Consider the following 15,772-nt stretch of genomic DNA (forward strand, 5'->3'; position numbering starts at 1 on the left):
AGCGCTTCATAAACGCTCTGACGCGCTATTGGCGCTGATCGCGGCTATTTGCTTGGGAAACCGCCTCGCCCAGGAACACTGGGCTGAGGCACCCAAGATGCGAAAGTGTTTTTACACACTCTGGGCCAAAAGCAGCCGTTGGTGGGCGGCTGCTGTCGACCCAATGCGGCCGTTTCCTAACACCCAGGCACTCATTCCCAGTCAGCGGAGCCAATGGTCGGATGATCATTAATCGCGGTGGCCATGCGTCATTATCGGGGCACAACAATAGGAACGAATATCGGTGTCGGCGGAGCCGGTGGCATCATCATTCCATCGCTTTTCACCACATTCACTCCACCCTTCTTGATGGTTTCGTACACTCGCTCCGTCGCCGCCGTGTCGTGATAGCCACCGTCATCGATCATCACGCTCAATGCGCTTTGGCGGCGCCCTTCTATAAGTTGCACTTGGTTAGTCCGGAAGTACGAATCCAAGGCGACCTTACTCAGGGTCGACAGATTGATCCGTAGGAGTTCTGTGTACTTCAGCGCCGAAGCGTTCCAGCCCTGCACATAGATTTCTTCTTGGGTCAGAGCGAAGGTGCAGAAGTGGTAGGCACCAGTGGTAGAACCTGGGGTAGAGATTAGTAACGAACAGCGACCGTGTTGCAGGATCGGACCCTTGATATCCGGAAAGTCTTTGCTGACTTGAGTCGTAAACTGCGCTCGGTCGTAGTAGATGGTTGCCCTGTCCAGGGGGGTAGTGTTGCAACCGGACGCCAGAACAGTCACGCACTATCAGTGCTCGGCTGGCTTGATGCGAGAGTTCTGTAAATCGTGCGCTTACACGTGCTGCGCATGGGTGGGAAACGCCTGAGGTGGTCAACCATGATTAACCGCGGCATCCCAAAGCGACGGGCGGCGCGGCGCACCTTGGAGCGCAGTTCGCAAGGGGTGAGGCTGGCCGTCTCATCAATGACCAGGCGATCACCGTAATTATTGATGCGGGCCACCGCCGCCATGATCCGTGGCCAATCATCGTCTTCCAATTGGCCACGCATCAGGTTGGCGAGATTGAGCTTGCCCAGGATTGCGATCAGCCGGAAAACCAGGGCATGAGCCGGCATCTCCTGGCTGTATATCTGCACGCTATTGCCGGGTTTTTGCTGGAGGACGGCATCCACCACGCTCAGGGCCAGGCTGGTTTTACCCATGGAAGGCCTGGCCGCGATGACGATCAGGTCGGCGTCCTGAAAGCCCCCGGTCACTTGGTCCATCGCATTCAGGCCGCTGGGTACACCGGTGATGCTGTCGCCTTCGTTGAAGTGGAAATCAATCCGCTCGACCACCTCCATCAGCTTGTGCTTGAGGTTGACGAAGTCGTTGTGTGGGTTGCTCTGCCCCAGGGCGAATAGCCTTTGCTCCATGCGGTCCTGAACTTCAGCGCTTTTGGCCTGGTTGGAAGAGGCCTCGCGGCTGCACTCATAACCCAGGGTGACCAAGCGCCTTAAATGGGCGCGTTCGCGGACGATCTCTGCGTAAGTCTTAATGTTGGCGACGGATGGGGTGTTCTTGGCCAGCTCCCCGAGGTAAGCCAGCCCTCCGACTTCCTCTGGAGTGTTCAGCGACTCCAGCACGGTTACGACATCTATGGGGCAGTTGCGGCAAGCCAACTGCTCCATGGCCTGAAATATCAGGCGATGTTCACGGCGGAAAAGTCTTCGCCGCGAGATTTTCTGAAACAAGATCCCAGGCAGCGTTATCGAGCATTAACCCGCCGATGACCCCTTGTTCGGCCTCGATCGAATGAGGTGCAAGCCAATCAGCTACGGTCATTTGCTGGCCCCTTCCACGGTTGAGGGCCTGATCGAGGCAGGGTGGCGAAGGCTCAGTTGTTCTTCGGTGAGGGCCTCGAATTTCACGCGCCACTCAGGAAAAAGTTCCAGGCAGAGCGCCTTGATGACCTTGAACGCAGTAGGCGCCTGTCGGTTGGAAGGGAGCCTGTATTCCAGGCGATGGGCGGGGATGCCCTCTGTGGCGGCACGGCGGAAATTCACCGCAGCAGGCAGGGTGGTGTGGCGCATGCGCGCTTGGGGGTGGTCGGCGAAGGTTTCGGCCAGGGACTGGTGAATCAGGCGCGCGTCGCGGGTGGCGTCGAGTTTGTTGATGACGACGTTCAAGGGCGGGGTGCGGGCGCCCAGGGCCGCGAGGGGCTGGAGGTCGCGATAGAGCTGGAGCATGCCGCGATGAAATTCCCGGGCGGTGAGCATGTCCGGCGTGATGGGGGAAATGGCCATGTCGGCGCTCAGGAGGGCCATTTCCAGCAGGATCGAGCGGGCGCCCTGGGTGTCGATCAGCACCAGGTCGAAGTCCGCGGCGAAGGCGGGCATCAGGTTTTTCAGGCGCAGGCGCCCGTCTGCGGCGTGCAGGAGCAGGGTGCCGAGTTGGTTGAAGGGGTCGTTGGAGTGAATCAGGGAGAGGTTGGGGATACAGGTCTGGGAGAGGATCTGTTCGTACCGCGTCTCGTTGTGGGCAATCAGCTCGAAGACGCCGCCCGGGGCTTCGTGGGCCAGGGCATAAAACGACGACAGCGAGGGTTGGTTGTCCAGGTCGATGAGCAAGGTGCGAAGACCTGAGTCGGCGCAGAACGCGCCAAGGCTGGCAGTGACCGTGGTTTTACCGGGTCCGCCTTTGGTGGAGAGTACAGCTGCGATGTTCATGGCACGGGTCTCTGGGGGTATAGATTGAGAGACGGCCTTTGATGTCACGATGCGCGGATGACTGGGTTCGGTCACCTGGCAGAAAGATGGCTCCACGACCTGGACTCGAACCAGGGACCCAGTGATTAACAGTCACTTGCTCTACCAACTGAGCTATCGCGGAATGCGCCGTATGTTACTGATTGAAAAGGACAAGTCAAGCGTGAAGTGAGTTTTTTGTGAATTCCGTTCGGTGTTCTGATGGGCGGCTGGAAGGCTTTATCCGCGGTTGCCGGTTACCAGAACCGCGCCACCGGTCTACCATGGCGCCCCGGCGGTGGTTTCACGCGCGGTCGGCCTCCAGTCGCAAAGGTAAACGTGCCATGACCTTATTTATCTCTTCCATCGCCTGTGTGTCGCGGGTGACGCCATGAGTATCGAGCAGATCAGCCTGCCCAAGGGCGTTGGTACCCATGCTGGCAAGTTATTCGACGCTATTACCCAGGCCAGCAATGCCGAGGATTTGAACCGGGCCGGCGGCAAGGCCGAAGGTTTTGTGTTGGGGCTGGAAAGCACCAAGGCGATCAAGAGCCAGGTTGCCGAGGCGCTGTACGTTGCCTTCGATGACGCGGCGAGTGCGCGGGCTGCGCAGTTGGCGGGCTGAAACCCACAAAAACGGGGGAAGCCGATTGGCTTCTCCCTTTTTTGTGGTGCTTGCGGTTTAGATCACTTGGACGATGGCGTCGGTGACGACTTCGATGTTGTTCTGGTTCAGCGCGGCGACGCAGATGCGGCCGGTGTCCAGAGCGTAGATGCCGAAGTCGGTGCGCAGGCGCACGGCTTGCTCAACGGTCAGGCCGGAGTAGGAGAACATGCCGCGCTGGCGGCCGACGAAGCTGAAGTCGCGGCCTGGGGCCTTTTTCGCCAGCAACTCGACCATTTGCTGGCGCATGCCACGGATGCGCAGGCGCATTTCGGCCAGTTCCTGCTCCCACTGCGCGCGCAGCTCTGGGCTGTTGAGCACGGCGGCGACGATGGTCGCGCCATGGGTTGGCGGGTTGGAGTAGTTGGTGCGGATCACGCGTTTGACCTGGGACAGCACGCGCGCGCTTTCTTCCTTCGATTCGCTGATGATCGACAGCGCGCCCACGCGCTCGCCGTACAGCGAGAAGGATTTGGAGAAGGAGCTGGAGACGAAGAAGGTCAGCCCCGACTCGGCGAACAGGCGCACGGCGGCGGCGTCTTCTTCGATGCCATCGCCAAAACCCTGGTAGGCCATGTCCAGGAACGGGATCAGTTTGTTCGCCTTGACCACGTCCAGCACGTTGTTCCAGTCCGCCGGGCTCAGGTCGACGCCGGTCGGGTTGTGGCAGCAGGCGTGCAGCACGACGATGGAACCGGCGGGCAGGGCGCTGAGGTCTTCGATCAGGCCGGCGCGGTTGACGTCATGGGTAGCGGCGTCGTAGTAGCGATAGTTCTGCACCGGGAAACCGGCAGTCTCGAACAGCGCGCGGTGGTTTTCCCAGCTCGGGTCGCTGATGGCGACGACGGCGTCGGGGCGCAGTTGCTTGAGGAAGTCGGCACCGATTTTCAGTGCGCCGGTGCCGCCGATGGCCTGGGTGGTGATGACCCGGCCTGCGCTGATGAGCGGCGAGTCAGCGCCGAACAGCAGCTTTTGCACAGCCTGGTCATAGGCGGCGATGCCATCGATGGGCAGGTAGCCGCGGGCGGCATGTTGAGCGACGCGGATCGTCTCGGCTTCGGCAACGGCACGCAAGAGTGGAATTTTCCCCTCCTCGTTGCAGTACACACCGACCCCCAGGTTCACCTTGTGGGTACGGGTATCGGCGTTGAATGCTTCGTTGAGGCCCAGGATTGGATCGCGTGGTGCCATTTCGACAGCGGAGAACAGGCTCATTTTTGCGGCGGCTCTGAATGGAAGAGGAGGGACGTGTAGCGCTCCAGCCGAATGCACTAGAGCGGTGCACAAACGGGGAGCAAGTATAGAGGCCATCTGGCGCCGCTGCGACAGGCGATTGGCCTTTTGCCGGAAGAATTTCGCTTTATTTTTCGACCTTTAGTCGGGTTGCCAGATCAAAGCCTTTGCGCTGTGTAGGACGTTTGCCTTGAAAACCGCAGTATTTGGCGCAACATCTAGTCTTTCCCGACCGCTTCAGGTCGCACTCATGGTTGCCCGGCCGCGCCTCGCAACCATGAATACGAGGTTCATGCATGTCTGATTTCCAGCTCGTCACCCGTTTCCAGCCCGCTGGCGATCAGCCAGAAGCCATTCGCCTGATGGTTGAGGGTATCGAGGCCGGGTTGGCGCACCAGACCCTGCTCGGCGTGACTGGCTCGGGCAAGACCTTCAGCATCGCCAACGTCATCGCCCAGGTGAACCGCCCGACGTTGGTGCTGGCGCCGAACAAAACCTTGGCGGCCCAGCTCTACGGCGAGTTCAAGGCGTTTTTCCCGAACAACGCGGTGGAGTACTTCGTTTCCTACTACGACTACTACCAACCCGAAGCCTATGTGCCTTCGTCCGACACCTTTATCGAGAAGGACGCTTCGGTTAACGACCACATCGAGCAGATGCGCCTGTCCGCGACCAAGGCGTTGTTGGAGCGCAAGGACACCATCATCGTTACCACGGTGTCCTGCATCTATGGCCTGGGCAGCCCGGAAACCTACCTGAAAATGGTCCTGCACGTGGACCGTGGCGACAAACTCGACCAGCGTGCTTTGCTGCGCCGCCTCGCCGACTTGCAATACACCCGCAATGACATGGACTTTGCCCGCGCTACCTTCCGGGTGCGCGGTGATGTGATCGATATCTACCCGGCGGAATCGGACTTGGAGGCGATTCGCATCGAACTGTTCGATGACGAGGTGGAAAGTATCAGCGCTTTCGATCCGTTGACCGGCGAAGTCATCCGCCGCTTGCCGCGCTTCACCTTCTACCCCAAGAGCCACTACGTTACCCCGCGGGAAACCTTGCTCGGGGCCGTTGAGGGAATCAAGGTCGAGCTCCAGGAGCGCCTCGACTACCTGCGCTCGAACAACAAACTGGTGGAGGCCCAGCGCCTGGAGCAGCGCACTCGTTTCGACCTGGAGATGATCCTGGAACTGGGCTATTGCAACGGCATCGAGAACTACTCGCGCTACCTCTCGGGCCGTGACTGCGGGGCTGCGCCGCCCACGCTCTTCGACTATCTACCTGCCGATGCCCTGTTGGTGATCGACGAATCCCACGTCAGCGTGCCCCAGGTCGGCGCCATGTATAAAGGCGACCGTTCGCGTAAGGAAACCCTGGTGGAATACGGCTTCCGCTTGCCTTCGGCGCTGGACAACCGGCCCATGCGCTTCGACGAATGGGAGAACATCAGCCCGCAGACGATTTTCGTCTCTGCCACACCGGGCAACTACGAGGCTGAGCACGCCGGCCGGGTGATCGAACAACTGGTGCGGCCCACTGGCCTGGTGGACCCGCAGATCGAAATCCGCCCGGCGCTGACCCAGGTCGACGACCTGCTCTCGGAAATTTCCAAGCGCGTAGCCCTCGAAGAGCGCGTGCTGGTGACGACCCTGACCAAGCGCATGTCCGAAGACCTCACCGATTACCTCGCCGACCACGGTGTGCGTGTGCGCTACCTGCACTCGGACATCGACACGGTGGAGCGGGTGGAGATCATCCGCGACCTGCGCCTGGGCACTTTCGATGTGCTGGTGGGGATTAACCTGCTGCGCGAAGGCCTGGACATGCCGGAAGTGTCTCTGGTGGCGATTCTCGATGCCGACAAGGAAGGTTTCCTACGCTCCGAGCGTTCGCTGATCCAGACCATCGGCCGCGCGGCACGTAACCTCAACGGCCGGGCGATTCTCTACGCAGACCGCATCACCGGCTCCATGGAGCGGGCGATCGGCGAAACCGAGCGCCGTCGCGAGAAGCAGATTGCCTTCAACCTGGCCAACGGCATTACCCCAAAAGGCGTGTTCAAGGACGTGGCCGACATCATGGAAGGCGCCACTGTGCCGGGCTCGCGCAGCAAGAAGCGCAAAGGCATGGCCAAGGCTGCCGAGGAAAGTGCGCGCTACGAGGCTGAACTGCGTTCGCCGAGCGAAATCACCAAGCGCATCCGCCAACTGGAGGAAAAGATGTACCAGTTGGCCCGCGACCTGGAGTTCGAGGCCGCTGCGCAAATGCGCGACGAAATCGGCAAATTGCGCGAGCGGCTGTTGGCGGTTTGATCTTCTATTTACGGGGCCTATCGCGAGCAGGCTCGCTCCCACAAGGGCATGGCACCAGCCAACCTGTGGGGGCAGGCTCGCGATAAGGGCGCCGCCGGCACGCCGCCCCCTCGGGTTAATGCGCCTCCCCAGCCTTGATCCCCTGCGGCAATGCCCGGGTTAGCAGAATCGCCAGCATGCTGACCCCCAACGCAACCCCCACAAAGTGAAACGCATCGTTGTAGGCCATGATCTGCGCCTGTTGGTGGGCGATCTCGCTGAGTTTGCCCAAAGCAGCTGTTTCGTTGCCCAGGGTCGTGGTCAGGCTAGCCATGCGCTCGGCCACTTGCGGGTTGCCGGGCACGATGGCTTCGCGCAGGTAATCGAAGTAGGTCTTGGTCCGCGCATCCAGCAACGTGGCGAGCAGGGCGATGCCGATGGCACCGCCGAGGTTGCGCAGGATGTTGAACAGGCTCGACGCCGACCCCGCATCCTCGGGCAGGATGTAGGCAGTGGCGATCAGCGAGATGGTCACCATAATCAGCGGCTGGCCGAGGGCGCGGATGATCTGGATCTGGTTGAACTGCGGCCCGGCGAAGTCCGGGTTGAGCACACCAGAAGAAAAACTCGCCAGCCCGAACAGGCCGAACCCCAGGGTGCACAGCCATTTGGGCGAGACGAACTTCATCAGCTTGGGCACCAGCGGGATCAGGAACAGCTGCGGCACGCCCATCCACATGATGACTTCGCCGATCTGCAGGGCGTTGTAGTTCTGGATCTGCGCCAGGTACAGCGGTAGCAGGTAGATCGAGCCATAGAGCCCCACCCCCATGCCCAGGCTGGAAATGCTTGCCAGGCCAAAGTTGCGGTTGCGCAGGATGCCCAGGTTTATCAGCGGTTGGGGTTTGGACACCTGGATGATGACAAAAGCGATCAGGCAGAGCAGGGCAATGCTGCCCAGGCTGACGATCAGGCTCGACTCCAGCCAGTCCTTGCGGTGGCCCTCTTCGAGGAACACCTGCAAGCAGCCCAGGCCCACGCCCAGGGTGAGGATGCCACTGTAGTCGGTGCGCTTGAGCAACTCCCAGTGCGCCGCTTTCTTTTCCAGGCCATAGAGCAACCCGGCGATCATCAGTAGGCCGGGTGGCACGTTGATATAGAAGATGTATTCCCAGCCCCAGTTTTCCGTGAGCCAGCCGCCGATGGTCGGGCCTATGGACGGCGCAAACGTGGCCGTCATGGCGAACATCGCCATGCCTTTGGCGCGGTGGTGCTCGGGCAGCTTGATGAGGGTCAGGGTGAACGCCAGGGGGATCAGCGCGCCGCCGGTGAAGCCTTGCAGGGCGCGGAATACGATCATGCTCTCCAGGCTCCAGGCCATGGAGCACAGCAGGGATGCGAAGAGAAACCCCACCGACACCCACACCGCCAGGCGCCGCGCCGACAGTAACTGCACCAGCCACGCGGTGAGGGGGATCATGATGATTTCCGCCACCAGGTAGGAGGTGGAAATCCACGAGCCTTCTTCCAGGGTCGCCGACAGCGCGCCTTGGATGTCCTTGAGCGAAGAGTTGGTGATCTGGATGTCCAGCACCGCCATAAAGGCGCCGAGCATCACGCTCATCACTGCGATCCAGTCGCGCCGGGTCGGTTCGCCGACCGGGCGGATCAGGGCATCACCGGCCATCTGCTGGGGCGTCGTGGATGTTCACCTTGACGGTCACGGACATGCCCGGGCGTATCTTGCCCTTGAGCGGGTTGTTGGCGTCGAAAGTCAGTTTTACCGGAATCCGTTGTACGACCTTGGTGAAGTTGCCGGTGGCATTGTCTGGGGGCAGCAGGCTGAACTGCGCGCCCGAGGCGGCGAACAGGCTGTCAACCCGGGCCTGGATTGGTGTGTCGCCGTAGGCATCGAATATCAGCTCGGCCTGTTGCCCGGGCTGCATGTGGCCGATTTGGGTTTCTTTGAAATTGGCCTGAATCCAGATGTCCTGGTCGGGCACGATCGACAGCAAATAGGCGCCGGCCTGCACGTACTGGCCATTGCGTGCCGCGCGCTGGCCAATCAGCCCGCTGATGGGCGAGTGGATCTCGCTACGGGTCAGGTTCAGTTCGGCCTGGGCCAGGTCGGCGCGGGCGTTGGCGATTTGCGCGTCGAGGCGCTTGATCTCGGCGTTCAGCGCGTTGACCTGCTGGCGCTGTCCCTGGGAATCTGCTTGGGCTTTGGCCACTTGCGAGCGGGCGATGTGGTTGTCGGCGGACAGGGTGGTCACCCGTTCCTCGGAGACATAACCGGGTTTGCGCAAGGTCTGTGCCCGGGACAGGTCGATCTGCGAGCGGCCCAAGCTGGCCTGGCTGGAGGCCACTTGCGCTTCGCTCGCGGCGATCAGGCTGGCCTGCTGGGTCAGTTTGCTTTGTGCTTGCAAGCGTTCGGCCTCGCGGGTGGCGAGGGCGGCTTGGGCGCGTTCGATGGCCAGTTGAAAGTCATCGCCTTCAAGGCGCACCAATAACTGGCCTTTTTCCACATGTTGGTTGTCGCGCACCAGCACTTGTTCAACACGCGCGCCCAATTGGCTGGACACGCGGGTGATTTCGCCTTGGACGTAGGCGTTATCGGTGCTCTCGAAAAACCGCCCCTTGAAGAACCAGTGGGCGAACAGGCCCCCGGCCACCAGCAGGACGAGCAACAGGAAAATGGACAGACGACGCTTGAGTTGGGCAGGCATGGGCAGGCTGTAATCGAAAAAGTGTAAGTAAATTTAACAGGCGGCGAATCTGGCAGATAGCCGACCAGTGGTAAATGCCCTGCGCTGATATTCAGTCATTCAGGGCTCTGGCGGTGAATTGCAGGCCCAACCTTGGCTTAAATGCCCTGTTCACTGGAGCGCGGTTACGTTGGCCTGTTACCATTCGGCCCTTGTTTCATCTCCGCTTTTTATATTCTTTTCGAGACATGCCATGACCACCGTCCGCACTCGCATCGCGCCATCGCCCACCGGCGATCCCCACGTCGGCACCGCCTACATCGCTTTGTTCAACTACTGCTTCGCCAAGCAGCACGGCGGCGAGTTCATCCTGCGTATCGAAGATACCGATCAGTTGCGTTCGACCCGTGAGTCCGAGCAGCAGATTTTCGATGCCTTGCGCTGGCTGGGCATCAACTGGAGCGAAGGCCCGGACGTGGGCGGCCCACACGGCCCTTACCGGCAGAGCGAGCGCGGCGACATCTACAAGCAGTACACCCAGCAACTGGTGGAGATGGGCCACGCGTTCCCGTGCTTTTGCACCGCCGAAGAGCTTGACCAGATGCGTGCCGAGCAGATGGCGCGCGGTGAAACACCACGCTATGACGGCCGTGCCTTGCTGCTGCCGGCCGAAGAAGTGGCCCGGCGCCTGGCGGCCGGCGAGCCCCACGTGATCCGCATGAAAGTACCGAGCGAGGGCGTCTGCGTGGTGCCGGACATGCTGCGCGGCGATGTCGAGATCCCGTGGGATCGCATGGACATGCAGGTGTTGATGAAGACCGACGGCTTGCCGACCTACTTCCTGGCCAACGTGGTGGATGACCACCTAATGGGCATCACCCACGTGCTGCGCGGCGAAGAGTGGCTGCCGTCGGCGCCCAAGCTGATCCTCTTGTACGAGTACTTCGGCTGGGACCAACCGGAACTGTGCTACATGCCGCTGCTGCGTAACCCGGATAAGAGCAAGCTGTCCAAGCGCAAGAACCCGACCTCGGTGACCTTCTACGAGCGCATGGGTTTCATGCCTGAGGCGATGCTCAACTACCTGGGCCGCATGGGCTGGTCGATGCCGGACGAGCGCGAGAAGTTCTCGTTGCAGGAGATGGTCGATCATTTCGACCTTAAGCGTGTGTCCCTGGGCGGGCCGATCTTCGACGTCGAGAAACTGTCGTGGCTCAACGGCCAGTGGCTGCGCGACCTGCCGGTGCAAGAGTTCGCCAGCCGCGTACAGAACTGGGCGCTGAACCCTGAATACATGATGAAAATCGCCCCTCATGTACAGGGCCGGGTCGAAACCTTCAGCCAGATCGCGCCGTTGGCGGGGTTCTTCTTCGCTGGCGGGGTCAACCCGGATGCGAAGCTGTTCGAGTCCAAGAAGCTGTCCGGCGACCAAGTGCGCCAGTTGATGCAGTTGATTCTGTGGAAACTGGAAAGCCTGCGTCAGTGGGAGAAGGACAGCATCACCGCGACCATTCAGGCTGTGGTCGAATCCCTGGAGTTGAAACTGCGCGACGCCATGCCGCTGATGTTCGCCGCCATTACCGGGCAGGCCAGTTCGGTGTCGGTGCTCGATGCCATGGAAATCCTCGGCCCGGATTTGACCCGTTTCCGTCTGCGCCAGGCCATTGATTTGCTCGGTGGCGTGTCGAAGAAAGAAAACAAAGAATGGGAAAAACTGTTGGGCGCGATTGCCTGAAGCGGTGTGCGGCCGCCGACACCGACATGGGCGGCGGTCGCAGGAGTGGGTTAAGCCCCGGATTTTCGAGGGGAGGGCGGTAAGTGATTGTTATGTCGGCAAAAATTTTTGATTATTTTTAAAAATAAGTTTGACAGCCTTTCGATACGCCCTTAAGATTCGCCCCGTCCTCACCGATGAGGGGCTATAGCTCAGCTGGGAGAGCGCTTGCATGGCATGCAAGAGGTCGACGGTTCGATCCCGTCTAGCTCCACCAATTACAGGTTCAAGGCCTGGCCACACCGACCTTGAATCGATCAGTTCTCAGCGCTGATCTGTTGTTAGAAGGGTTTGCGTCCCCTTCGTCTAGTGGCCTAGGACACCGCCCTTTCACGGCGGTAACAGGGGTTCGAGTCCCCTAGGGGACGCCAGTATTACAGAAGCAGTGTCGTCAGATGTTGCTCCGCCGCGAGGCGAAAAATCTGGGGCTATAGCTCAGCTGGGAGAGCGCCTGCATGGCATGCAGGAGGTCAGCGGTTCGATCCCGCTTAGCTCCACCAATTTACAATTCAAGGTTTGGCCACACCGGCCTTGAATCGACCGGCTCTCAGCACCGGTCAGTTGTATAGAAGGTTTTGCGTCCCCTTCGTCTAGTGGCCTAGGACACCGCCCTTTCACGGCGGTAACAGGGGTTCGAGTCCCCTAGGGGACGCCACGATTACCCGCTCTGCGGGATTTATAAGGGTCATTCAATTATTGAATGGCCCTTTTGTTTGTCTGGCGTTCGCCGATTCTGTCTTTCCTCAATTGTGTTCTTCTGACTGGCGGTTAATTTAAAGCTTGCGAAATTTTATTATGAGAATAATATTTCGTTCGTAATATTTGGAGATTGTCATGAACGACAAAAAAGCACATACCCGCGAACGCATTCTGCAAGCCGCCAGCGCCGCCCTTGTGCAGCGCGGGCCGGCCGAGCCCAGCGTGGGGGAGGTCATGGGCGGGGCGGGGCTGACCGTGGGTGGCTTCTACGCGCACTTTGAAAGCAAGGACGCGTTGATGCTGGAGGCGTTCACCCAGTTGCTCGCCCAGCGCCGTGCGCTGATCGCCCAGCTCGATGCCGGCCTCAGCGGTGAAGAGCGTCGCGCGTTGGTGGCTGCGTTCTACCTGTCGCGCAAGCACCGCGACAGCGCCGAGCATGCCTGCCCGATTCCAGCCTCCATCGGTGAAATGGGGCGCTTGCCGGATGACTTTCGCCAAGCCTTGGCCGAACACATGGAGTTGATGCTGGCGCAATTGGCGGACAGCCCGGAAGACACCGACAAGGCCTTGGCCGATATCGCGCTGATGGTAGGCGGCTTGGCTCTGGCGCGTGCTTTGGGGCCGGGGGAGTTATCCGATCGGATGCTGCGGGCCGCCAAATCGGCGGTGGTGTGATTTCAAGGGTCAGCCTGAGGATGTGAGCAATGAGCACGTTGAGCTGGGTTAGAGGCGTTAACAGCACCCTGGGTTGGTTCGCTCCGGGGTTTATGGCGAAGAAAATGCGCCTGGCGTTCATGAAGCCCCGGGACATGCCACCCCGTGACTGGGAGCTGCCGCTGCTGGCGAGTGCCGAGCGGATCACCTTGCGCTTCGGGCTGTCGGCCCTGCGCTGGGGGGAAGGGCCTACGGTGTTGTTGATGCACGGTTGGGAAGGGCGGCCGACCCAGTTCGCCAGCCTGATCGATGCGCTGGTCGCGGCCGGGTATTCGGTGGTCGCGCTGGACGGCCCGGCCCACGGCCGTTCGCCCGGCCATGAAGCTAACGTGATGCTGTTTGCCCGCGCCATAGTCGAGGCCTCTGCCGAGTTGCCGCCGCTGCAAGCGGTGATCGGTCACTCGATGGGAGGTGCCAGCGCCATGCTCGCGGCGCAATTGGGCCTGCGCACGCAAACCCTGGTGTGTATTTCCGCGCCGGCGCGGATTCTCGCAGTGCTGCGTGGTTTTGCCCGCTATGTCGGCTTGCCACCCAAGGCGCGTTCGGCGTTTATCCGCCATGTGGAGCGGGATGTGGGCGTCCCCGCCGCGAAGCTGGACGTGGCGCACTACCAATTGGCCATGCCCGGGCTGATCGTGCACGCCGAAGATGACCTGTTCGTCCCGGTGGCCGAGTCGCAGTTGATCCACGAGGCCTGGTTTGACAGCCGGTTGCTACGCCTGCCCGAAGGGGGCCATCAGCGCGTGTTGGCCGATCCGCGGCTGATCGAGGGCGTGCTGGCCCTGCTGGCCAACCGCAACACGGCCGAACGCCAATCGGCCTGAGCATCCGGTACACTGCCCCGGTCCAATTGAATCGACCGGGGAGTGACCCATGGGCTGGGATCTGGCAACGCCTTTTATCATTGATCTACAGGTGGCCGCCGAGGACATTGACGGCCTCGGGCATGCCAACAACGCCGTTTACGTGACGTGGCTCGAACGCTGCGCCTGGCGCCATTCCCAACGCCTGGGGCTGGACCTGGTGGAGTATCGGCGTCTGGACCGTGCCATGGCGGTGGTGCGCCATGAGATCGACTACCTCGCCGCAGCCTATGAAGACGATGAGCTGCAACTGGCCACCTGGATCATCGACTGGGATCAGCGCCTGAAAATGACCCGGCGTTTCCAACTGGTGCGCCCGCGTGACAACGCGACCCTGCTGCGGGCGCAAACCACTTTTGTCTGCATCGAATTGTCCACGGGCAAGCCCAAGCGCATGCCTGCCGAGTTCATCGCAGGCTATGGCCCGGCCGTGCGGGATGAGGCCGTCCCGTCCGGGGAAATACCCGCCATGCGCCGAAACCCGTAAACTGCCGCACGTTTTTCGTTGAGTGTTTTCCATGCAAATTGCTCTAGCGCCCATGGAGGGGTTGGTCGACAACATCCTGCGCGATGTCTTGACCCGGGTCGGCGGCATCGACTGGTGCGTGACCGAGTTCATCCGGATCAACGACCAGTTGCTCACCCCCGCCTACTTCCACAAATTCGGACCGGAACTGCTGAACGGCGCCAAGACCGCTTCGGGCGTGCCGTTGCGCGTACAGTTGCTCGGCTCCGACCCGGTGTGCCTGGCGGAAAACGCCGCGTTGGCGTGCGAGTTGGGTAGCGAGGTGATCGACCTGAACTTTGGCTGCCCGGCCAAGACTGTCAACAAGTCCCGGGGTGGCGCGGTGCTGCTCAAGGAGCCGGAATTGCTCAACCGCATCGTCGAGCAGGTGCGTCGCTCGGTGCCGGCCCATATCCCGGTGACCGCCAAGATGCGCCTGGGTTTTGACAGCCCGGACGGTTCCCTGGTCTGCGCCACTGCGCTGGCCGAGGGCGGGGCCGAGCATATCGTGGTGCACGCGCGGACCAAGACCGACGGCTACAAGCCGCCCGCCCACTGGGAGTGGATTCCCCGCGTGCAGGAGGTGGTCAAGGTGCCGGTGTTCGCCAATGGCGATATCTGGAGCGTCGAGGACTGGCGCCGCTGCCGCGAAATCAGCGGCGTGGAGGACATCATGCTGGGCCGTGGCCTGGTCTCGCGCCCGGACCTGGCGCGGCAAATCGCGGCGGCGCGGGCCGGCGAAGAAGTGGTCGAGATGACCTGGGCCGAACTCTTGCCGCTGCTCCAGGACTTCTGGCTGCAAGCCAAGGCGCAGATGACTGCGCGCCAATCGCCGGGGCGCCTCAAGCAGTGGCTGGCGATGCTGACCCGTAATTACCCCGAGGCAGTGGCATTGTTCACCCTGTTGCGGCGCGAAACCGAGCTCGATCAGGTCTCGCGTCTGCTCGGTTTACCCGTGCCCAAGGCGGCCTGAAAAAAATAAAAAAAGACGCTTGAAATGCCATCAGTGGTCCTTATCTAGGGGTTAGGCGATGCCGAAGTCGGGTCGCCCTGCTAAAAACCTTGCTGATATTTCAGGAGACTTGAACCATGAGTACTGCATTTTCCCTGGCCCCCCTGTTTCGTTCCTCGGTGGGTTTCGATCGCTTCAACGACCTGTTCGAGACCGCGTTGCGCAACGAGCCCGGCAGCAGCTACCCACCCTACAACGTGGAAAAACACGGTGACGACCAATACCGCATCGTGATCGCTGCCGCAGGCTTCCAGGAGCAAGACTTGGAGCTGCAAGTCGAAAAAGGCGTACTGACCGTCAGTGGTGGCAAGCGTGACGCCAACGAAGATGTCACCTACCTGCACCAAGGCATCGCCCAGCGTGCGTTCAAACTGTCGTTCCGCCTGGCCGACCACATCGAGATCAAGGCGGCCGACCTGAGCAACGGTCTGTTGAGCATCGACTTGCTGCGCGTCGTGCCGGAAGAAGCCAAAGCCAAGCGCATCCCCATCAATGGCGCGCAAAACCGGGCGCTGCAGCACTAAGCCCAAGCCCATAAAGGGCGTCGTTAGCGTAATGCCAGTCAGCGAGTAAGCTGGCTGGCATTTTTTTTG

At 60.9% G+C, this 15,772-nt stretch carries 15 protein-coding genes, 5 tRNA genes and 1 pseudogene; 13 read left to right on the forward strand and 8 right to left on the reverse strand.

Annotated features, from left to right (window positions below; all coding sequences use genetic code 11):
• Positions 1-232: hypothetical protein (locus AC19YT_RS16705; protein ID WP_500610653.1), on the forward strand; the 232-nt coding region annotated here is incomplete at its 5' end.
• Between the two features lie 19 nt (positions 233-251).
• Here the strand turns inward: AC19YT_RS16705 and AC19YT_RS16710 are convergent.
• The 5 genes and pseudogenes from AC19YT_RS16710 to AC19YT_RS16730 all read right to left on the reverse strand — a co-directional run bounded on the left by AC19YT_RS16710 (position 252) and on the right by AC19YT_RS16730 (position 2,864).
• A complete protein-coding gene (locus tag AC19YT_RS16710; protein WP_500610654.1) occupies positions 252-773 on the reverse strand; it encodes a hypothetical protein in 522 nt (173 codons plus the stop codon).
• A complete protein-coding gene (locus AC19YT_RS16715; protein ID WP_500610681.1) occupies positions 770-1,408 on the reverse strand; it encodes a replicative DNA helicase in 639 nt (212 codons plus the stop codon). Before AC19YT_RS16715 ends, AC19YT_RS16710 begins: the two co-directional genes overlap by 4 nt.
• A 153-nt stretch (positions 1,409-1,561) precedes the next feature.
• A pseudogene (locus tag AC19YT_RS16720) lies at positions 1,562-1,817 on the reverse strand (DnaB-like helicase N-terminal domain-containing protein); the annotation flags it as partial.
• Complete coding sequence (locus AC19YT_RS16725; RefSeq protein ID WP_500610655.1) at positions 1,814-2,701, reverse strand: ParA family protein; 888 nt, start codon at positions 2,699-2,701, stop codon at positions 1,814-1,816. The gene AC19YT_RS16725 and the pseudogene AC19YT_RS16720, both read right to left, overlap by 4 nt.
• Before the next feature lie 87 nt (positions 2,702-2,788).
• Positions 2,789-2,864, reverse strand: a tRNA-Asn gene (locus AC19YT_RS16730).
• Positions 2,865-3,110: 246 nt separating this feature from the next.
• Here AC19YT_RS16730 and AC19YT_RS16735 point away from each other — a divergent pair.
• Positions 3,111-3,344 (forward strand): hypothetical protein, encoded by a 234-nt coding sequence (locus AC19YT_RS16735; protein ID WP_500610656.1) that lies wholly within the window; start codon positions 3,111-3,113, stop codon positions 3,342-3,344.
• A gap of 57 nt (positions 3,345-3,401) precedes the next feature.
• On the opposite strand, the gene AC19YT_RS16740 is transcribed toward AC19YT_RS16735, so the two are convergent.
• A complete protein-coding gene (locus AC19YT_RS16740; RefSeq protein ID WP_095107677.1) occupies positions 3,402-4,598 on the reverse strand; it encodes an amino acid aminotransferase in 1,197 nt (398 codons plus the stop codon).
• 314 nt (positions 4,599-4,912) lie between these two features.
• Between AC19YT_RS16740 and uvrB the strand changes: the two genes are divergently transcribed.
• Positions 4,913-6,928 (forward strand): excinuclease ABC subunit UvrB, encoded by a 2,016-nt coding sequence (gene uvrB / locus AC19YT_RS16745; RefSeq protein ID WP_500610657.1) that lies wholly within the window; start codon positions 4,913-4,915, stop codon positions 6,926-6,928.
• A 115-nt stretch (positions 6,929-7,043) separates the two neighbouring features.
• Here uvrB and AC19YT_RS16750 read toward each other — a convergent pair whose 3' ends face one another.
• Positions 7,044-8,594, reverse strand: a complete 1,551-nt coding sequence (locus tag AC19YT_RS16750; RefSeq protein WP_095107679.1) for an MDR family MFS transporter — start codon at positions 8,592-8,594, stop codon at positions 7,044-7,046.
• Positions 8,584-9,633 (reverse strand): HlyD family secretion protein, encoded by a 1,050-nt coding sequence (locus tag AC19YT_RS16755; RefSeq protein WP_500610658.1) that lies wholly within the window; start codon positions 9,631-9,633, stop codon positions 8,584-8,586. The genes AC19YT_RS16750 and AC19YT_RS16755 overlap by 11 nt, the downstream gene beginning before the upstream one ends.
• Before the next feature lie 232 nt (positions 9,634-9,865).
• Between AC19YT_RS16755 and gltX the strand changes: the two genes are divergently transcribed.
• The 10 genes from gltX to AC19YT_RS16805 all read left to right on the forward strand — a co-directional run bounded on the left by gltX (position 9,866) and on the right by AC19YT_RS16805 (position 15,703).
• A complete protein-coding gene (gene gltX, locus AC19YT_RS16760; protein WP_095107681.1) occupies positions 9,866-11,347 on the forward strand; it encodes a glutamate--tRNA ligase in 1,482 nt (493 codons plus the stop codon).
• Positions 11,348-11,527: 180 nt separating this feature from the next.
• Positions 11,528-11,603 (forward strand) — tRNA-Ala (locus tag AC19YT_RS16765).
• 78 nt (positions 11,604-11,681) lie between these two features.
• Positions 11,682-11,757, forward strand: a tRNA-Glu gene (locus AC19YT_RS16770).
• A gap of 53 nt (positions 11,758-11,810) precedes the next feature.
• A tRNA-Ala gene (locus AC19YT_RS16775) sits at positions 11,811-11,886 on the forward strand.
• Between the two features lie 79 nt (positions 11,887-11,965).
• Positions 11,966-12,041, forward strand: a tRNA-Glu gene (locus tag AC19YT_RS16780).
• Positions 12,042-12,220: 179 nt separating this feature from the next.
• Entirely contained in the window at positions 12,221-12,760 is a 540-nt protein-coding gene (locus tag AC19YT_RS16785) for a TetR/AcrR family transcriptional regulator (RefSeq protein ID WP_095107682.1), read from the forward strand.
• A gap of 29 nt (positions 12,761-12,789) precedes the next feature.
• Positions 12,790-13,623: an alpha/beta fold hydrolase gene (locus AC19YT_RS16790; protein ID WP_500598323.1), complete on the forward strand. Its 834-nt coding sequence runs from the start codon at positions 12,790-12,792 to the stop codon at positions 13,621-13,623.
• 49 nt (positions 13,624-13,672) lie between these two features.
• Positions 13,673-14,149, forward strand: a complete 477-nt coding sequence (locus AC19YT_RS16795; RefSeq protein WP_500598321.1) for an acyl-CoA thioesterase — start codon at positions 13,673-13,675, stop codon at positions 14,147-14,149.
• A 31-nt stretch (positions 14,150-14,180) separates the two neighbouring features.
• Entirely contained in the window at positions 14,181-15,140 is a 960-nt protein-coding gene (locus tag AC19YT_RS16800) for a tRNA dihydrouridine synthase (protein ID WP_095107685.1), read from the forward strand.
• Between the two features lie 116 nt (positions 15,141-15,256).
• The gene (locus tag AC19YT_RS16805) at positions 15,257-15,703 is read left to right on the forward strand and encodes an Hsp20 family protein (protein WP_095107686.1); all 447 of its coding nucleotides are present in this window, start codon (positions 15,257-15,259) and stop codon (positions 15,701-15,703) included.
• Positions 15,704-15,772: the final 69 nt, after the last annotated feature.

The organism is Pseudomonas sp. MF08875 (genome assembly GCF_059862525.1).